This window comes from Gilliamella sp. Nev5-1, assembly GCF_001690895.1.
GTDB lineage: Bacteria > Pseudomonadota > Gammaproteobacteria > Enterobacterales > Orbaceae > Gilliamella > Gilliamella apicola_C.
In genome coordinates this window covers 122,386-138,276 of the sequence record NZ_LZHO01000025.1, presented here as the reverse complement: position 1 = coordinate 138,276, position 15,891 = coordinate 122,386, and the positions used below count along the sequence as shown (strand labels likewise).

At 34.1% G+C, this 15,891-nt stretch carries 16 protein-coding genes and 1 pseudogene; 10 read left to right on the top strand and 7 right to left on the bottom strand.

The features are described 5' to 3' along the window. Positions 1-154: 154 nt before the first annotated feature. Both A9G41_RS13420 and A9G41_RS13415 read left to right on the top strand, forming a co-directional pair. Complete coding sequence (locus A9G41_RS13420; protein WP_179854675.1) at positions 155-352, top strand: IS3 family transposase; 198 nt, start codon at positions 155-157, stop codon at positions 350-352. Between the two features lie 24 nt (positions 353-376). Further along, positions 377-922, top strand: a pseudogene (locus A9G41_RS13415) (IS3 family transposase); the annotation flags it as partial. A gap of 557 nt (positions 923-1,479) precedes the next feature. On the opposite strand, the gene A9G41_RS04170 reads toward A9G41_RS13415, so the two are convergent. From A9G41_RS04170 to trmB, 4 genes are read right to left on the bottom strand one after another with little or no spacing between them, the layout of a single operon-like run. Beyond that, the gene (locus tag A9G41_RS04170; protein WP_141675210.1) at positions 1,480-2,430 is read right to left on the bottom strand and encodes a histidine-type phosphatase; all 951 of its coding nucleotides are present in this window, start codon (positions 2,428-2,430) and stop codon (positions 1,480-1,482) included. Continuing rightward, complete coding sequence (locus A9G41_RS04165; protein WP_065582384.1) at positions 2,427-2,645, bottom strand: histidine-type phosphatase; 219 nt, start codon at positions 2,643-2,645, stop codon at positions 2,427-2,429. The genes A9G41_RS04170 and A9G41_RS04165 overlap by 4 nt, the downstream gene beginning before the upstream one ends. Beyond that, positions 2,642-3,367: an oxygen-insensitive NADPH nitroreductase gene (gene nfsA / locus A9G41_RS04160; RefSeq protein ID WP_065582385.1), complete on the bottom strand. Its 726-nt coding sequence runs from the start codon at positions 3,365-3,367 to the stop codon at positions 2,642-2,644. The genes A9G41_RS04165 and nfsA overlap by 4 nt, the downstream gene beginning before the upstream one ends. Positions 3,368-3,385: 18 nt before the next feature. Then, entirely contained in the window at positions 3,386-4,090 is a 705-nt protein-coding gene (gene trmB, locus A9G41_RS04155) for a tRNA (guanosine(46)-N7)-methyltransferase TrmB (RefSeq protein ID WP_065582386.1), read from the bottom strand. A 240-nt stretch (positions 4,091-4,330) separates the two neighbouring features. Between trmB and A9G41_RS04150 the strand changes: the two genes are divergently transcribed. Together A9G41_RS04150 and pth are read left to right on the top strand one after the other, a co-directional pair. Beyond that, the gene (locus A9G41_RS04150) at positions 4,331-5,275 is read left to right on the top strand and encodes a ribose-phosphate pyrophosphokinase (RefSeq protein WP_075539349.1); all 945 of its coding nucleotides are present in this window, start codon (positions 4,331-4,333) and stop codon (positions 5,273-5,275) included. A 76-nt stretch (positions 5,276-5,351) separates the two neighbouring features. Then, the gene (pth, locus tag A9G41_RS04145; protein ID WP_065582388.1) at positions 5,352-5,942 is read left to right on the top strand and encodes an aminoacyl-tRNA hydrolase; all 591 of its coding nucleotides are present in this window, start codon (positions 5,352-5,354) and stop codon (positions 5,940-5,942) included. An 89-nt stretch (positions 5,943-6,031) separates the two neighbouring features. Here the strand turns inward: pth and A9G41_RS04140 are convergent, their stop codons facing one another. The 3 genes from A9G41_RS04140 to A9G41_RS04130 all read right to left on the bottom strand — a co-directional run bounded on the left by A9G41_RS04140 (position 6,032) and on the right by A9G41_RS04130 (position 8,739). After that, a complete protein-coding gene (locus tag A9G41_RS04140) occupies positions 6,032-6,463 on the bottom strand; it encodes a DUF3597 domain-containing protein (protein WP_065567627.1) in 432 nt (143 codons plus the stop codon). A 257-nt stretch (positions 6,464-6,720) separates the two neighbouring features. Beyond that, on the bottom strand, positions 6,721-7,902 hold the full coding sequence (gene uxuA, locus A9G41_RS04135; protein WP_065582389.1) for a mannonate dehydratase: 1,182 nt from the start codon (positions 7,900-7,902) through the stop codon (positions 6,721-6,723). A 75-nt stretch (positions 7,903-7,977) separates the two neighbouring features. Next, the gene (locus A9G41_RS04130) at positions 7,978-8,739 is read right to left on the bottom strand and encodes a GntR family transcriptional regulator (protein WP_065582390.1); all 762 of its coding nucleotides are present in this window, start codon (positions 8,737-8,739) and stop codon (positions 7,978-7,980) included. Between the two features lie 273 nt (positions 8,740-9,012). Here A9G41_RS04130 and A9G41_RS04125 point away from each other — a divergent pair, with 273 nt between their 5' ends. The 6 genes from A9G41_RS04125 to A9G41_RS04100 all read left to right on the top strand — a co-directional run bounded on the left by A9G41_RS04125 (position 9,013) and on the right by A9G41_RS04100 (position 15,830). Beyond that, positions 9,013-10,482: a mannitol dehydrogenase family protein gene (locus A9G41_RS04125; protein ID WP_065582391.1), complete on the top strand. Its 1,470-nt coding sequence runs from the start codon at positions 9,013-9,015 to the stop codon at positions 10,480-10,482. A gap of 16 nt (positions 10,483-10,498) precedes the next feature. Continuing rightward, positions 10,499-11,905, top strand: a complete 1,407-nt coding sequence (gene uxaC, locus A9G41_RS04120; protein ID WP_065582474.1) for a glucuronate isomerase — start codon at positions 10,499-10,501, stop codon at positions 11,903-11,905. 41 nt (positions 11,906-11,946) lie between these two features. After that, positions 11,947-13,209 (top strand): MFS transporter, encoded by a 1,263-nt coding sequence (locus A9G41_RS04115; protein ID WP_065582392.1) that lies wholly within the window; start codon positions 11,947-11,949, stop codon positions 13,207-13,209. A 238-nt stretch (positions 13,210-13,447) separates the two neighbouring features. Then, positions 13,448-13,909, top strand: a complete 462-nt coding sequence (locus A9G41_RS04110; protein ID WP_065582393.1) for a DUF721 domain-containing protein — start codon at positions 13,448-13,450, stop codon at positions 13,907-13,909. A 62-nt stretch (positions 13,910-13,971) separates the two neighbouring features. Next, entirely contained in the window at positions 13,972-14,376 is a 405-nt protein-coding gene (locus A9G41_RS04105) for a YhcB family protein (protein WP_065582394.1), read from the top strand. 80 nt (positions 14,377-14,456) lie between these two features. Then, positions 14,457-15,830 carry a Do family serine endopeptidase gene (locus A9G41_RS04100; protein ID WP_065582395.1) on the top strand — a complete coding sequence of 458 codons (1,374 nt, stop codon included), beginning with the start codon at positions 14,457-14,459 and terminating at the stop codon, positions 15,828-15,830. Positions 15,831-15,891 lie beyond the last annotated feature (61 nt).

The window sequence follows — 15,891 nt, the reverse complement described above, 5'->3', positions numbered from 1 at the left end:
AAAATGAGCTCATAGCCCTACGTAAAGAGAATAAGCGATTGTTAATGGAGAATGACATCCTAAAGCAAGCGGCGTTGATAATAGGACGAAAATCAAATTAATCACCGAGAATCAACATCGATATAGTTTACGTGCGTTATGTCGATGTTTACAAGTGTCAAGAAATAGCTTCTATTATCAACTACAATTAACCAGTAAAAAAACAGACAAAGAGCTTAGTAAAAAAGTGAAAGCGATATTTAACGATAACTATCAAGCCTATGGAACAAGGCGACTACAAGCAGAGCTTAGGGAGAAAAGCATACTATTATCCCGTCGCCGAATTGGTCGAATCATGCAAGAAAACGGATGAGTATCAAAATATACCTGTAAAAAATATTGTGCTAATACAGAACAAAGCAACGAATCAACAGTAAGTAAGCAACTTAATCGTGCGTTTACGGTAGGACAACAACGAAAAGTGTTTGTGACCGATTTAACTTATGTGAGAGTGAAACAACACTGGCATTACCTTTGTGTGATTATTGATGTAAGCAATCGAGAAATCGTGGGACGAAGTGCTGGAAAACATAAAAATGCTCAACTGGTTATGGATGCTATCAGCCAAATCCCTATTAACTTAAATTCAGTTGAGTTATTTCATTCAGATAGAGGAAAAGAATTTGATAATCATCTACTTGATGAATGTTTAAAGGAATTTGGCATTGAGCGTTCATTAAGCCATAAGGGATGCCCTTATGATAATGCTGTTGCTGAAGCAACATTTAAAGCGGTGAAAACTGAATTTGTGTCAAACACGATTTTTGATTCACTTGAACAACTCAGGTTGCAATTTAATCACTATGTGGATTGGTTTAATTACAACAGGCTTCATTCGTCTTTAAATTACCAGCCACCGATTGAATGTAAAAGGAATCTATGACATTATCTTTTTGGTACTAAAAAGTGTAGACATACCACAATACCCAATAATTCATATTGTTTAGTGATAACTTAATTTTCTGTTTTATAATAAGCTCCCTTTGTTAGGATTTTAATGATTACATCATCTAGAAATTATTTACATTTGACCAATAGGTAAGCTATTTTATGCGATGATCACATCAAAATGAACGGGGGAAAAGTGATCGGGATAACACTTGGTAAAATCGATTATATTTCATTACTAATTTTATTTTGTATTTTATATAACTTTACCCATCTAGATTTATGTTTAGAATTTAGAAAAATAAGATTAAAATAATTGGTTGGAATTGCTAGATGGCAATTGGTTTTGAAATAAATTATATTATTGTGCTAATTTAGCTTACTTGAATATTATACCTGCCAAATATTCAAGTAAGCCCAACAATAAATATTTATACTTAAATGTAATTCTACCTGAAACGTTTTGATAATTAACCTTTTGCTAAATAAAATTAGCCTAACTTTTATAATTATTAGCTATTTATGGTGTTAGTCGGATAATTGAATCGTGCATTATTTTGTTATAAAAGGTTTCATTCGTTTTTCAAAGTCTAACCAATCGTAATAACCATCACTATTAACAGAAGCATTGTTCAAATGTAGTTGATAATGTTGTGGTGGATTATTGGCATCAAGCGCTTGCCCGCTATGTAATTGTTCAAAGCTTTGATAAATATATTCGGCTTTAAAAAAGTATTTATCTGTAGGTAGATGACGAAAACGCTGTAAAGTGACCTTGCCACCAATAGGCGTTGTTTCAAATTGATTTGGTAGTTGATAGTCTTTAAAGTCTAATGCACCAAGTAATGCGGCAATAGTGCTATCATGACCAACAAGTAGGTTTACTTTATTATCTCGTTGTATTAGATCACTTATCATATTGACAATGAGCGTAGCAGAATGTTTAGCAAGCGTTTTAGACTGGAAAACTAAACGAATATATTGATTACGAATAGTGATAATTTGTTGCCACTGTTCTTGGCTAGTTAGTCTTCCCCATGCAATTTGTTCTTTTGGAAAGGCTGAATAGTATTGTAATAAAAACGCATCAACGACCGAAGTTCCTATTGCAAGTGGCCCAAGTAGCGCTGGTTCTTCATGTTTTTTGAAATAGAGTTGTGATGGGATTTTAGCTAAATTACATTGATATTCGGCATATAACTTTGAGTGTTTATAATCTAAAATATCGGAAAGGATTTGATAAGCAGGGGCTAGATTTTCAAAGATGTTGGTGGCTTTGTTGGCTTCTTTAATATCATGCAATACTGCATATTTAAATTCTGGCGAATCATCTCGCAAACTAGGATCGAAAATCGGATCCATATTTTCAATAGAATATTTGTGATGAATAGGAATATCATACCCAGCAAAGGCGCCAATTGTCAGGAATTGAGCGGTTGCAACTGTTCTTTGCAGGCTGTTAGCATACACAAATAATTTGGTATCGGTTTTTGATAATTTTATATTGTGTTTTTTTCAAGCCAAGTTGATAAATAGTGGCCAAAATAGGCTTCTAACACGCCACCTCGTGTTGTTAAATAACCATATGGATGGTTCCATTTTGGCCATTTAAAAGGCGTTGCTTTTTCTAAAAACTGTAAAGTATTGTGTAATGGAGTACGAATACCGTGGCGACTAATTATAACGACTTTATCTAGCTGATAATGATTATTATTCATTTGATGATCCATCCTTGTTTATGCAAATAATTTAAAACAAAATCGCGTTGCTCGTTGTTTATTGTATTCACAATTTTATTGCTCCAACCGCCAGCTTTTTGATTAGTACTACGAGTTTTATAGTAATCATCCATTTGAACATCATATTTTGCCAAAATTTCCCTATCAATGGGGCGATAATGGTTCTCAAAAAAGACTAGATCTTGTGGTAATCTTGGTTTTATTTCTGGATTATCATCTGGATAGCCAAGGCAAAGTCCAAAAAGTGGAAGGACGTATTTGGGCAAGTCAAGTAATTGAGTAACTTTATCAAGGCTGTTGCGCAATCCGCCAATGTATACAGCGCCTAATCCTAAGGATTCAGCAGCAATCACTGCATTTTGTGCCATAATAGCAGTATCAACACAGCCCAATAATAGCTGCTCAGCTTTCCCTAGGCTTAGTTGTGGATCAATTTGATAATGCCGATTAAAATCGGCACAAAACACCCAAAATTCAGGGGCTTGGTTAACATATTTTTGGCCACCAGCATAATAAGCTAGTTTTTCACGCTTATTGGGGTCAGTAATACGAATAATTGTCGAACATTGAATAAAATTAGAGCTAGAAGCCGACTGAGCTGATCTAACAATTGACGTTATTTGCTCTTGAGTTAAATCTATTGATTTATAAGCACGAATAGAGCGATGCTGACAAAGTAGGTTGATCGTTTCATTTTGCATAGTGGCTCCTTTACATAATTATTTGTTTACAAATTGGAGATCCCAAACGCCGTGACCTAAATTTTGGCCTCGTTTTTCGAATTTAGTAATCGGTCTATCATCAGGCCTCGGAATGTAGTTGCTGCTTGGTGATAAGTTTTCAAAACCTTCTGCCTGATTTAAAACATCTAACATATGTTCTGCATAATGTTGCCAATCAGTTGCTAAGTGCAAAATACCGCCCAATTTTAATTTTTGGCGAACTAATTGTACAAATTTAGGCTGAATAATACGACGTTTGTTATGTCTTGCTTTATGCCATGGATCAGGGAAAAAGATTTGTACTTTGTCTAGTGAATGATTAGGGATCATATTTTCTAATACTTCAACAGCGTCATGGCACATCACTTTTAAGTTTGATAATTGGTTTTCTTCAATAGCCATTAAACAAGCACCTACCCCAGGCTTGTGTACTTCGATGCCTAAAAAATTTTTATTAGGTGCATTTTTGGCCATTTCAATTAATGAAGCCCCCATACCAAATCCAATTTCCAAAACGGCTGGTTTGCCAGTAGCAAAATAAATAGGTGAATTTGCATCATACTCAATCCCAAAAATAGGCCATAAATTGTTTAGTGCTTGTTCTTGCCCTTTCGTTAAACGACCTTGTCGTAAAACAAAACTACGAATGGTTCTTTTAGATTTGATATTTTCGTTATCTGAGTTTAATTGTTCGTTCATCACAGTATCTACTTAGGTTATGAAATTTATTAAAGCTAATTGATAGTTTGCTTGCTAGTTTACTCGATTTTTTCCTCACAGCAAAAGTATCTTACAGTTGAATTTTTTAATGAATGATTTATAAAAACTTATCAAATATTTTTATATTGTGGTTGAGCATGATAGATAAATGATTATATAATTATAGCCCCGATTTAACCGATTACGATTAAGTAATCATCAATACATGCTTGAGGATTTCTCGTGCCTGATATGAAGCTTTTTGCTGGTAATGCCACACCCGAACTAGCAAAGCGTATAGCTAATCGCCTTTATACTTCACTTGGTGACATTGTGGTAAGCCGTTTTAGTGATGGTGAAGTTAATGTCCAAATCAATGAAAATGTCCGTGGTGAAGATGTTTTTATTATTCAATCAACTTGTGCTCCTACCAATGACAATTTAATGGAATTACTAGTCATGATCGACGCTATGCGACGTGCATCAGCGGGTCGTATTACTGCTGTTATTCCTTATTTTGGTTATGCAAGGCAAGATCGCCGAGTTCGTTCAGCTCGTGTACCTATTACCGCTAAAGTTGTTGCTGATTTTTTATCCACCGTTGGTGTTGATAGGGTTTTAACCGTTGATCTTCATGCAGAACAAATTCAGGGTTTTTTTGATGTACCTGTCGATAACGTATTTGGTAGCCCTGTGATTTTAGAAGATATGTTGCAACGTGAGTTTGAGCGCCCAATCGTGGTTTCACCTGATATTGGCGGTGTGGTGCGTGCTCGCGCGATAGCTAAACTGCTTAATGATACCGATATGGCGATTATTGATAAACGCCGCCAACGTGCAAATGAAGCTGAAGTGATGAATATTATTGGTGATGTTGCGGATAGAGATTGTATCTTAGTCGATGATATGATTGATACAGCAGGAACACTTTGTAAAGCAGCCGACGCTTTAAAAGCACGAGGAGCAAAAAGAGTGTTTGCTTATGCAACGCATCCAATTTTTTCAGGTAAAGCAGTGAGTAACATTAAAAGCTGTGCTATTGATGAAATTGTTGTTTGCGACACAATTCCATTAACGGCTGAAGTAAAAGCATTGAAAAATGTTCGCCAATTAACATTATCAGGTATGCTTGCTGAAGCAATTCGTCGAATCAGTAATGAAGAATCGATCTCAGCTATGTTTCATTAATAATCTATTTTATCATTGAGTTAAATGCCCCTTTTGGGGCATTTTTCACAATAAAATCAGTGACAATAAAAATATTATGACAACAATAAAACTGATAGTAGGACTTGCCAATCCCGGCAATGAATATGCAACAACAAGGCACAACGCAGGCGCATGGTTTGTTGAACGATTGGCTCAGCGTTATAATCAATCATTAAAAAATGAACCAAAATTTTTTGGTTACACATCACGAATCAATATTTCAGGTCATGATGTACGTTTATTAGTTCCAATTACTTTCATGAATTTAAGTGGTAAAGCTGTTCAAGCTATGGCGACGTTTTACCAAATAAAGCCAGAAGAGATCTTAGTTGCACATGATGAACTCGACTTAAATCCCGGAATAGCTAAACTTAAGTTTGGCGGTAGTCATGGTGGGCATAATGGGCTAAAAGATATTGCTAATAAATTAGGTAATAATTTAAATTTTTATCGGTTAAGAATTGGTATTGGACATCCTGGCGATAAAAATAAAGTTGTTGGTTACGTTCTTAACCCCCCCTCTAAACCAGAGCAAGCGTTAATTGATCAAGCTATTGATGAATCAGTGCGCTGTACTGAGATTATATTATCACAGGGGATTGATGCTGCGATGAACCAATTACACGCTTTTAAGGCAATTTGTTGATTTAGCGCGAAAGGGTACAATAACTAATTGACTATTATAAAAAATCCACCCAATATTGGGTGGATTGCTATTATTTTAAGATGGGAAAATCAAGAAAATAAATGAGTAATATTGCCACCTTTCTCTGCAATTTTCTTCATAACTTCTTTAATTAACCAAGTATTCATTGCTGCTGTATCATCAGTGCTACCGGTATAATTCAGCTCTTGCGCTAATTTTTTACGCGCATCTAAACTACTATCTATGCCTAACAATTTCAACAAGTCAACAATAGATGTTTTCCAGTTAAGCGCTTCAGGGTGTTTTTTAGCTAAATTATCAAGAATAGACGTAACATCAACATTTGATGCTGATGTGCTCTGCTCTGTCTTTTCCTTAACCTGTTCAGTACCTTTTGATACTGTATCTTTAACAGAGCCAGTTATATCTCCGACTTTATCTTTTACTGCCTCAACAGCATGATCTACTGTTGCTTGAGCACTAGGAAACACTTTAGAAAAAATATTATTTAAGATACCCATATTACACCTCTTAATTTTAAACTGCTTATAAAAAACTGCTTAATGATATAGATGTAGAAAATATCGTAATTAATATAACGCTTAAAGGGATAGAATGTCAAAATAGTTATGCTTTAATAGCATTTTATGTATTACGATAAAGTGTTTGCCAAGATATAAAACAATTATTTAGATTTTTAAATTATTTTATATCAAAAAAATGCCCTTAAAAGGGCATTAGAATTGTTAGGATTTTGATTAATTATAATTTAGTTCAACTAGTTAAAAAAAGCTCGAAGGATAGCATACTCAACACCACGAATTTCGGCTAGACCTCGTAAACGGCCTATAGCTGAATAGCCTGGATTTGTCTTTTTCTTCAGATCATCCAACATTTGATGTCCATGATCTGGACGAACAGGGATTGAGCGTTTGATTCCTGCTTTTTTACGTCTCTGTTCTTCTGTAATGAGCGCCTTTATTACGGCATACATGTCAACATCACCAGCTAAATGATCGCCTTCATGAAAAGATAATGGGTTTTCTTCTCTAACTGTTGCTCGCAAATGAATAAAATGAACACGGTCAGCAAATTTTTTAGCCATTATTGCCAAATCATTATCGCTACGAACTCCATAAGAACCAGTACAAAAACAAAAACCATTATGTATGCTGTCAACAGTTTCTTTTATCCACTGCATATCTTCAATTGTTGATACTATTCGCGGTAACCCTAGAATTGGTCGCGGGGGATCATCTGGGTGAACAGTTAAGACAATACCAACTTCTTCTGCAACGGGTACAATAGCTTTTAAAAAAAGGGCATAATTTTCACGTAACTTAACTTTATCAATCCCATCATAAGTTGCAAGATGCGCCCTAAACTGATCAAGTGAATAGCCTTCTTCTGCGCCAGGTAAACCGGCAATGATGTTTGCAATAAGTTTATCTTTATCGGCTTGAGTCATTTTTTCAAAATAAGATTTAGCTAAAACAGTATCTTCTTTTGAGTAATCTTTTTCTGCATTAGGTCTTTGTAGTATATAGATATCGAATGCTGCAAATGCCACTTGATCAAAACGCAAGGCCTTTGAGCCATCAGGTAACTCGTAAGCAAGATCTGTACGGGTCCAATCTAAAACGGGCATAAAATTATAACAAACAGTATCAATACCACACGTAGCTAAATTCCGAATAGATTGTTTGTAATTTTCAATATGCTGCAAAACGTTTCCTGTGTGGGTTTTTATTTCTTCATGAACAGGAATACTTTCTACAACAGACCATGTTAATCCTTTATCTTCAATAATATTTTTTCGTTTTTGAATTTCTTCAATGGTCCAAACTTCTCCATTGGGAATATGGTGTAAAGCTGTAACAATTCCAGTTGCTCCAGCTTGTTTAATATCATCTAATGATACTGGGTCATTTGGTCCAAACCAACGCATCGTTTGTTCCATATAAATCTCCTTCACGATTTCATTTTGTTATTTCTAAAATAATAAAGATCTATAAACAATGCTGATTATTATTACCTATTGATTAACAATGTTAACCGGAATTGAGTCAAATAAATAACCATCAAAATTTGGATCTTCGCTATCCGAAACTGCCATTAATGTTTGTTTAACATTTTCTAAATGTTGCCACATAGCATGACGTGCGGCCATTGCATCTTTTACCTGTAAGGTTTGTAAAATTTTTTCATGATCATAAAGCCATTTTTTTCGATAACTATGATCAGTAATTCGGCTGTGTAGTTGCCCCCACATTTTGCTAGCGGTACGTTTTTGCCATAAATCATCTAACAAATTTTCAAGTATTGAATTTTTGGTTGCTCTTGCTATTGCAATATGAAACATTTCATCTGCACTGTAATCATCTAAAATACCTTGTTCTAAAATTTTTCGCTCTTGCTCTAAGATAGCTCTTAACTCAATAATATCGGATTTTACAATTTGAGATGCGGCAAAAGCGGCGATATTACTTTCAATTAATTGCCTAGCTTGTAATAGTTCAAAAGGACCAAAATCTTCTTCTTCAATCTTTTTATCTGTTTCTGATAATATTTCATTTGGTAAACCAATTACATATACGCCAGAACCTTTTTTTACTGTGACTAGATTTTCGAGTTCTAGCATAATTAGTGCTTCTCTCACTACGGTTCTACTTACATTAAAGGCTTCTGCAATATCTCTTTCAGGCGGTAATCTCTCACCAATTTTATAGGTGCCATTTTTTAATAATGATTTCAGCTCATTACCAATTTTTTGGTACAGCCGATTAACCATGAACATTATTATAATCCTTTATTTTTACGTTTATTTTGAGCAATTATACGCTAATTATTACAAGTATTAGAAGTCAATTATGGGATAAATACATTTAATTTCATAATTGGAATGCCAATATGGTTTTATATTATAGATTTTTTTGAGCATTATATATTAAATAAACCAAAAAAAGCGATATAGATCACAAAAAAGAAAAAATTGGGATGAAAAGTTTGCCAACAAATGAAAATATATCTAATCAATAAAGTAGTTAAACAGATAATCACGGTGAATAAAATGTTAAATTTATTAAATCTTCCTAAATCAATCCAATATAAACCTTTATATGACCGGGAAAAAATAACCTCACGAATTGTCCATTTGGGATTCGGTGCTTTTCACCGTGCTCATCAAGCGTTATTGACCGATCGTTTACTTAACAAGGGAAACTGTGACTGGGGTATTTGTGAAGTTAATATTGTTGGTGGTAAAGAATTAATTCATGAAATTCGTAAACAAGATCATTTGTATACTGTGTTAGAAAAAGGTGCAACATCAAAAGAAGCATTTATTATTGGCAGCGTAACAGAATCATTGTTAGCACCAACAGATGGAATAGATGCAATTTTAGAAAAAATGGCTGATCCAGTTGTTGAAATTGTTTCATTAACAGTAACAGAAAAGGGGTATTGCATGTTACCTAGTGGAGCAGGATTAGATTTGAATAATACATTAATTAAAGCTGACTTAGCGAATCCAACAAAGCCTATGTCAGCCCCTGGTGTTATTGTAGAGGCACTTTATAGAAGAATGCAACGAGGATTAAAATCCTTTACTGCTTTATCATGCGATAATATTCCTGAAAATGGATTAGCTTTAAAAAAAGCAATATTAGGATTAGCTAACGCTCGAGATCCACAATTAGCAAATTGGATTGAGTCTAATACAACATTCCCATGTACTATGGTTGACCGTATTGTCCCTGCCGCAACATCCGAAACATTAATTGAAATTGAAGATACATTAGGCGGTATGTTTGATCCATGTGGTATTGCTTGTGAACCTTTTATTCAGTGGATTATAGAAGATAATTTTGTGACTAACCGTCCTAATTGGAATGAAGTCGGTGCTGAATTCGTTGATAATGTTGTTCCATATGAAGAGATGAAACTTCGTATGTTAAATGGTAGCCATTCTTTTCTAGCCTACTTAGGCTATTTGGCTGGTTACGAGCACATTAATGATTGTATGAATGATGTTAATTATAAAAAAGCAACTTTAACATTGATGATGCAACAACAAGCACCAACACTTCACGTCCCTAGTCATGTTAATTTGCAAGAATATGCAAACAAACTTATTGAGCGTTTTAGTAATCCATCGTTAAAACATAAAACATGGCAAATTGCGATGGACGGTACTCAAAAATTGCCTCAAAGAATGTTGGATTCAATCCGTTGGCATATCAAAAATGGTTCAGATTTTTCATTGCTAGCTTTAGGGGTTGCAAGTTGGATGCGCTATGTCGGCGGCATTGATGATAATAACCAGTCAATAGATTTACGAGATCCAATGAGTGAGCAACTACAAACTATTACTAAAGCGAGTACTGATGGAGTTGAACGAGTAAATGCTTTATTACGTTTAAAGGCTGTCTTTGGTTTAGATTTGCCGAATAATGAATTATTTAAAGAAAAAGTGACAATACATTACCTTTCTTTAATGAAATATGGGGCAAAACAAACTGTCAGCAATTTATCAAACTAAGGGTGGATTAAATATAATGAAAAATTTTTTGGATGAAAACTTTTTATTACTAACTGAAACGGCACAAAGACTCTATTTTGATTATGCAGCAGATCAACCGATATATGATTATCATTGTCATTTACCGCCAAAAGATATTGCGGAAAATAAAAACTTCTGTAATTTAGCAGAGATTTGGCTTGCTGGTGATCATTATAAATGGAGAGTACTTCGTACCGCCGGTGTAGATGAGAAATTTATTACTGGTAATGCATCAGATTACGAAAAATATTTAGCTTGGGCAAAAGTGGTTCCTTTAACATTGGGCAATCCAATTTATCATTGGACTCATTTAGAGTTACGGCGTCCGTTTGGTATAAAAAACATTCTTTTTAATGAAAAAACAGCTGAAAGAATTTGGCTTCAGGCTAATGAACAATTAGCTACAAAAGAATTTTCGACAAAAGGTATTTTGAAACAAATGAATATTAGGGCAGTAGGGACTACTGATGATCCAATTGATTCACTTCAATACCATAAACAAATAAGCTTGGATGATTCCTTTGAAACTAAAGTAAGACCTAGTTGGCGACCTGATAAAGTATTTAAAATTGAATTATCTGGATTTTCTGACTATATTTCTCAATTAGGTCAGGTTTGTGATATTGAAATAAATACTTTTTCAGAGCTGCTTACTGCGTTATTAAAAAGGCTTGATCACTTTGAACAGCATGGCTGTGAAGCATCAGATCATGGTATTGAGATATTACGCTACGCAGATATCCCTTCAGAACAACAACTCAATTTAATACTCAAAAAACGTCTAAATAATCAATCTTTATCTGAATTAGAAATAGCACAATTCAGTACAGCAGTTCTTGTTTGGTTAGGTAAACAATATCATAAACGTAATTGGGTTATGCAATTACACTTAGGTGCTTTACGCAATAATAATCAACGGATGTTTAAATTGCTGGGTCCAGATGCAGGATTTGATTCAATTGGCGATAGACCAATCGCTGAACCTTTATCTTCATTATTGGGAACTTTAGATCTGACCGATGAGTTACCTAAAACAATACTATATTGCTTAAATCCTAGAGATAACGAAGTCTTAGCTACAATGGCTGGTAATTTCCAAGGTTCTGGTATCGCTGGCAAAATTCAATTTGGATCAGGGTGGTGGTTCAATGACCAAAAAGATGGCATGGAGCGTCAACTTATGCAGCTTTCACAAATGGGATTATTAAGCCAATTTGTTGGAATGTTAACTGACTCACGTAGTTTTCTCTCATTTACAAGACATGAGTATTTTAGAAGAATTTTGTGCAATATGGTTGGAAATTGGATCGAAAATGGTGAAATTCCTGCTGATTTTAATTTGGTAGGAAATATGATCAAAGATATTTGCTTCAATAATGCTAATTCTTACTTTTCTAAATAGTAACAATAATTAAAGTTTACATGGAATAATAAGGAGTAATAATGAAAATAGTACAAAAATTTAGGTGGAGCATGATATTACTTATTTGTGCAATTACCATCATTAATTACCTTGACAGAACAGCATTGGGTGTTGCTGCCCCTACTATTTTAGAAACAACAGGCATTACTAAAGAACAATATTCTTGGGTAGTAAGTGCCTTCCAGTTGGCTTATACAATTGGTCAACCAATTATGGGATTTTTTATTGATACTATTGGATTAAGGCTAGGCTTTGCTATTTGTGCTATTGTGTGGGGATTTGCAACTATGGGGCATGCATTAACTGGTACATGGCAAGGTTTAGCTTTTATGAGAGGGATAATGGGTTTCAGTGAAGCCTCAGCAATACCCGCCGGTATAAAAACAGCATCGATATGGTTTCCCGCAAAAGAACGAGGTATTGCTTCAGGCATATTTAATATGGGGACTTCATTTGGTGCAATGTTAGCTCCACCTTTAATTGCATGGTGTATTTTATTTCAAGGTTGGCAATTTGCTTTTGTTGTTTCTGGCTCTTTAGCATTGATTGCAGCACTTGCCTGGTTTACTTTTTATCGAGATCCTAAAGATTCTAAAATGCTATCGGCTGAAGAACGTGCATATATTGAGGCTGGTCAAGAGAAATATTTAGATATTGATAAAAAAGAAAAAGTTTCTATTTCATCAATTCTTTCTCAACGAAACTTTTGGGGAATTGGTATTGCACGTTTTCTTGCCGATCCTGCTTGGGGGACTATTAACTTTTGGGTACCAATATTTTTTGTTGAAACACTACACTTTAGCCTAAAAGAAATTGCTATGTTTGTTTGGTTACCTTTTTTAATGGCAGATTTAGGATGTTTAGCTAGTGGATTTGTAGCTAAATTTTTAAATGACAGAGGTTTTTCGTTAATTAGATCAAGATTAATTACTTTTTCTATAGGCGCTGTAATTATGATGACAATTGGTTTTGTAAGTGTTGTTCAAAACCCTTATTTAGCCGTGTTCTTAATTAGTTTAGGTGGTTTTTCTCATCAATTACTCTCGACCGTAGCATCAACACTTGGTGGTGATTTGTTCAAAAAAAATCAGGTCGCAACAGCCGTTGGAATGGCTGGAGCGTGTGCATGGACAGGTCAGCTAATTTTTAATCTATTTATTGGTGCTTTTGTTAACATAATTGGGTTTGGTCCTTTCTTTGTTGCATTAGCATTTTTTGATGTTATTGGTGCTATTGTTTTATGGGCTTTTATTAGAGAAAATAAGTCAAATAAGCAAAGTTAACATTAATAATTAGCTTTTATTTTTATAATAACTGGCAGATATTAATAGTATTTGCCAATTTTTTATTTTGTTCTTTTAATTTTTAGTTATTTGTGAACTTTTTTATAAAGTGTTAATTAAGTGAAAATATTCTTTTTTTAAAGGACTTTTTCATTCAAATAAGATAAATTACTTAAACATTGGTGGAAAAATATTTTTGTATTTTAGTTATTATTATTTTTTAATAAAAGGCATAATTATGCGTTATAACGAACCACAAATGTTGACGTCAATTTTGACACAAGCCTCTTCTCTGTCTAAGATTCAAGATAGAACTAATGCATTATGCTCTTTAGCTAAAGTCATTTATGATTTATTGCCTTCACCATTGAATCAACAATGCCGAGTTGCTAACTATCGTCAAGGTATGTTGATTTTAGAGGTTAGTTCAGCTTGTTGGTTAACTAGATTGAAATATGAACAAAGCAATTTAATATCTGAAATACGAAAAAATATTTTACCATCCTTATCTTCTATTCAATATCAGATTAATCCAGATATTTCGGTGAGGTGGCCACAGAGCAATTATCACAGTGATAAGTCATCTTTAGCTTCAAGCGCAATGACACAAAAAAGCGCAATGTTTTTATCTGCATTAGCAGAAAATGCACCAGACAAGTTAAAAAAACAATTGATAAAACTTGCTAACCATGCAAAATAAGCGCTGATAATTAGTTTTCAATTTTATAAAATTATATATCTTAAAGATATAAGGAGTGAATAATGGATAAAGATATGCTTACTTATCTTATAATTGGATTAGTAATTGGTTTTATTATTGGTTTTATTTTTGTAAATGTTATTAGCCCTAAGGCTCGTAAATATACCAAAGTTAAACATGAGCTAGAACAAGCAAAAGATGAATTAATAGCACAAAAACAAATGATTGCTAAACATTTTTCTCATAGTGCTGAGATATTGGATAGTATGGCTAACGATTTTCGCCGTCTTTATCAACATATGGCTGAAAGCTCTGGTCAATTTATTGATAGTGATAACGTTTCATCTTTGGATTTTGATTCTAGTTCTAATCCCCATGAAACAAAAGAAATTACGCTTGATAAGCAACCTAGAGATTATTCGGATAATTCATCTGGTTTATTTAAAACAGATGAAAATAAATCTTAACAATTATAGTTTAATACGCCGTTAATTAATGGCAAAGCATTTTTATAGAGATTAATTTTTGTAAAAGCGAGAGTTATAAGATGATTAATTCATTAAAAGATCGAAAAAAATTGCTAAGTATTTTAGCTTTAAGTTTAGGACTAAGTTTATCTACACTTCCGAATGCTTATGCTTCTTTTCCTTCTATGACAACTGCGAACAATGCTCAGCTTCCCAGTTTAGCGCCTATGCTAGAAACGGTATTGCCTTCCGTTGTTAGTATCAAAGTAGAAGGCACTACTCAAATGCAAAATAATATGCCAGAGGAATTTAGGCGATTTTTTGGTTATCCTGATAGTCAATCAAGATCTTTTACAGGTTTAGGATCAGGTGTGATTATTGATTCTGAAAAAGGTTATGTTGTTACCAATAATCATGTTATTGATGGTGCCGATAAAATTACGGTTGCTCTAAATGATGGACATGAATTTAAAGCGAAATTAATTGGCAAAGATCCGCAAAGTGATATTGCATTACTTAAAATCGATGATGCAAAAAAATTAACGGCAATTAAATTGGCGGATTCGGATAATTTGCGTGTTGGCGATTACGCTGTTGCGATTGGTAATCCATTTGGCATTGGTCAAACGGTTACTTCTGGGATTATTTCAGCTTTGGCTCGCAGTGGGCTTAATATGAATGGTTTCGAAAATTTTATCCAAACAGATGCTTCAATTAACCAAGGGAACTCTGGAGGCGCACTTATTAATTTAAATGGTGAGCTTGTTGGTATTAATACGGCGATTATTGCACCAAACGGTGGGAATGTGGGTATCGGGTTTGCTATTCCTAGTAATATGGTGAAAAGCTTAACTTCGCAACTTATTGAATTTGGTGAAGTCAAACGTGGCGTGTTAGGCATCAAAGGGAATGAGCTAACATCAGATATAGCAAAAGCATTTGATGTTGATGTTCAAAAGGGTGCTTTTGTTAGTGAAGTTATTGAAAATTCAGCAGCGCAGGCTGCAGGAATTAAATCTGGCGATATCATTATTTCGATGGACAGTAAACCCATTGATAGTTTTGCTCAATTACGTGCAAAGATTGCAACAACAGGCGCAGGGCGAACTGTAACATTAGGCTTAATTCGAGATGGTAAAAAAATGTCTGTTGAGGTAAAACTCAAAAACAGTGATGAGGCAGTAACCGAAGCAAAATCACTTCATACAGCTCTTGATGGTGCAACACTTAGTAATGGGGAAATTAAAGGGCAAAAAGGCGTTTTAATAGAAAAACTCATTAAAAACTCGCCAGCATCTCGACTTAGTTTGCAAGAAGGAGATCTTATTACTGGGGTTAATAAAGAAAGAGTAACTAACATTGCAGATCTTCGAAAAATTATTGATAGTAGCCCATCTGTAATTGCATTAAATATTATTCGTGGCAATAGCCGCTTATATTTGATTTTACGGTAATTATTTTGCTTTATTTCATCGATGTTTAGGCATCGATGAAAACATCATTTTAACCCTTATA

What these genes read in the sequence shown, in the direction of transcription:
- A9G41_RS04130 (WP_065582390.1), bottom strand. Translation starts at nt 8,739, where the DNA reads ATGTTCATGGTTAATCGGCTGTACCAAAAAATTGGTAATGAGCTGAAA.
- nfsA (WP_065582385.1), bottom strand. Translation starts at nt 3,367, where the DNA reads ATGCAAAATGAAACGATCAACCTACTTTGTCAGCATCGCTCTATTCGT.
- A9G41_RS04110 (WP_065582393.1), top strand. Translation starts at nt 13,448, where the DNA reads ATGCGTTATAACGAACCACAAATGTTGACGTCAATTTTGACACAAGCC.
- uxaC (WP_065582474.1), top strand. Translation starts at nt 10,499, where the DNA reads ATGAAAAATTTTTTGGATGAAAACTTTTTATTACTAACTGAAACGGCA.
- A9G41_RS04100 (WP_065582395.1), top strand. Translation starts at nt 14,457, where the DNA reads ATGATTAATTCATTAAAAGATCGAAAAAAATTGCTAAGTATTTTAGCT.
- A9G41_RS04125 (WP_065582391.1), top strand. Translation starts at nt 9,013, where the DNA reads ATGTTAAATTTATTAAATCTTCCTAAATCAATCCAATATAAACCTTTA.
- A9G41_RS04165 (WP_065582384.1), bottom strand. Translation starts at nt 2,645, where the DNA reads ATGAATAATAATCATTATCAGCTAGATAAAGTCGTTATAATTAGTCGC.
- pth (WP_065582388.1), top strand. Translation starts at nt 5,352, where the DNA reads ATGACAACAATAAAACTGATAGTAGGACTTGCCAATCCCGGCAATGAA.
- uxuA (WP_065582389.1), bottom strand. Translation starts at nt 7,902, where the DNA reads ATGGAACAAACGATGCGTTGGTTTGGACCAAATGACCCAGTATCATTA.
- A9G41_RS04105 (WP_065582394.1), top strand. Translation starts at nt 13,972, where the DNA reads ATGGATAAAGATATGCTTACTTATCTTATAATTGGATTAGTAATTGGT.
- A9G41_RS04115 (WP_065582392.1), top strand. Translation starts at nt 11,947, where the DNA reads ATGAAAATAGTACAAAAATTTAGGTGGAGCATGATATTACTTATTTGT.
- A9G41_RS04140 (WP_065567627.1), bottom strand. Translation starts at nt 6,463, where the DNA reads ATGGGTATCTTAAATAATATTTTTTCTAAAGTGTTTCCTAGTGCTCAA.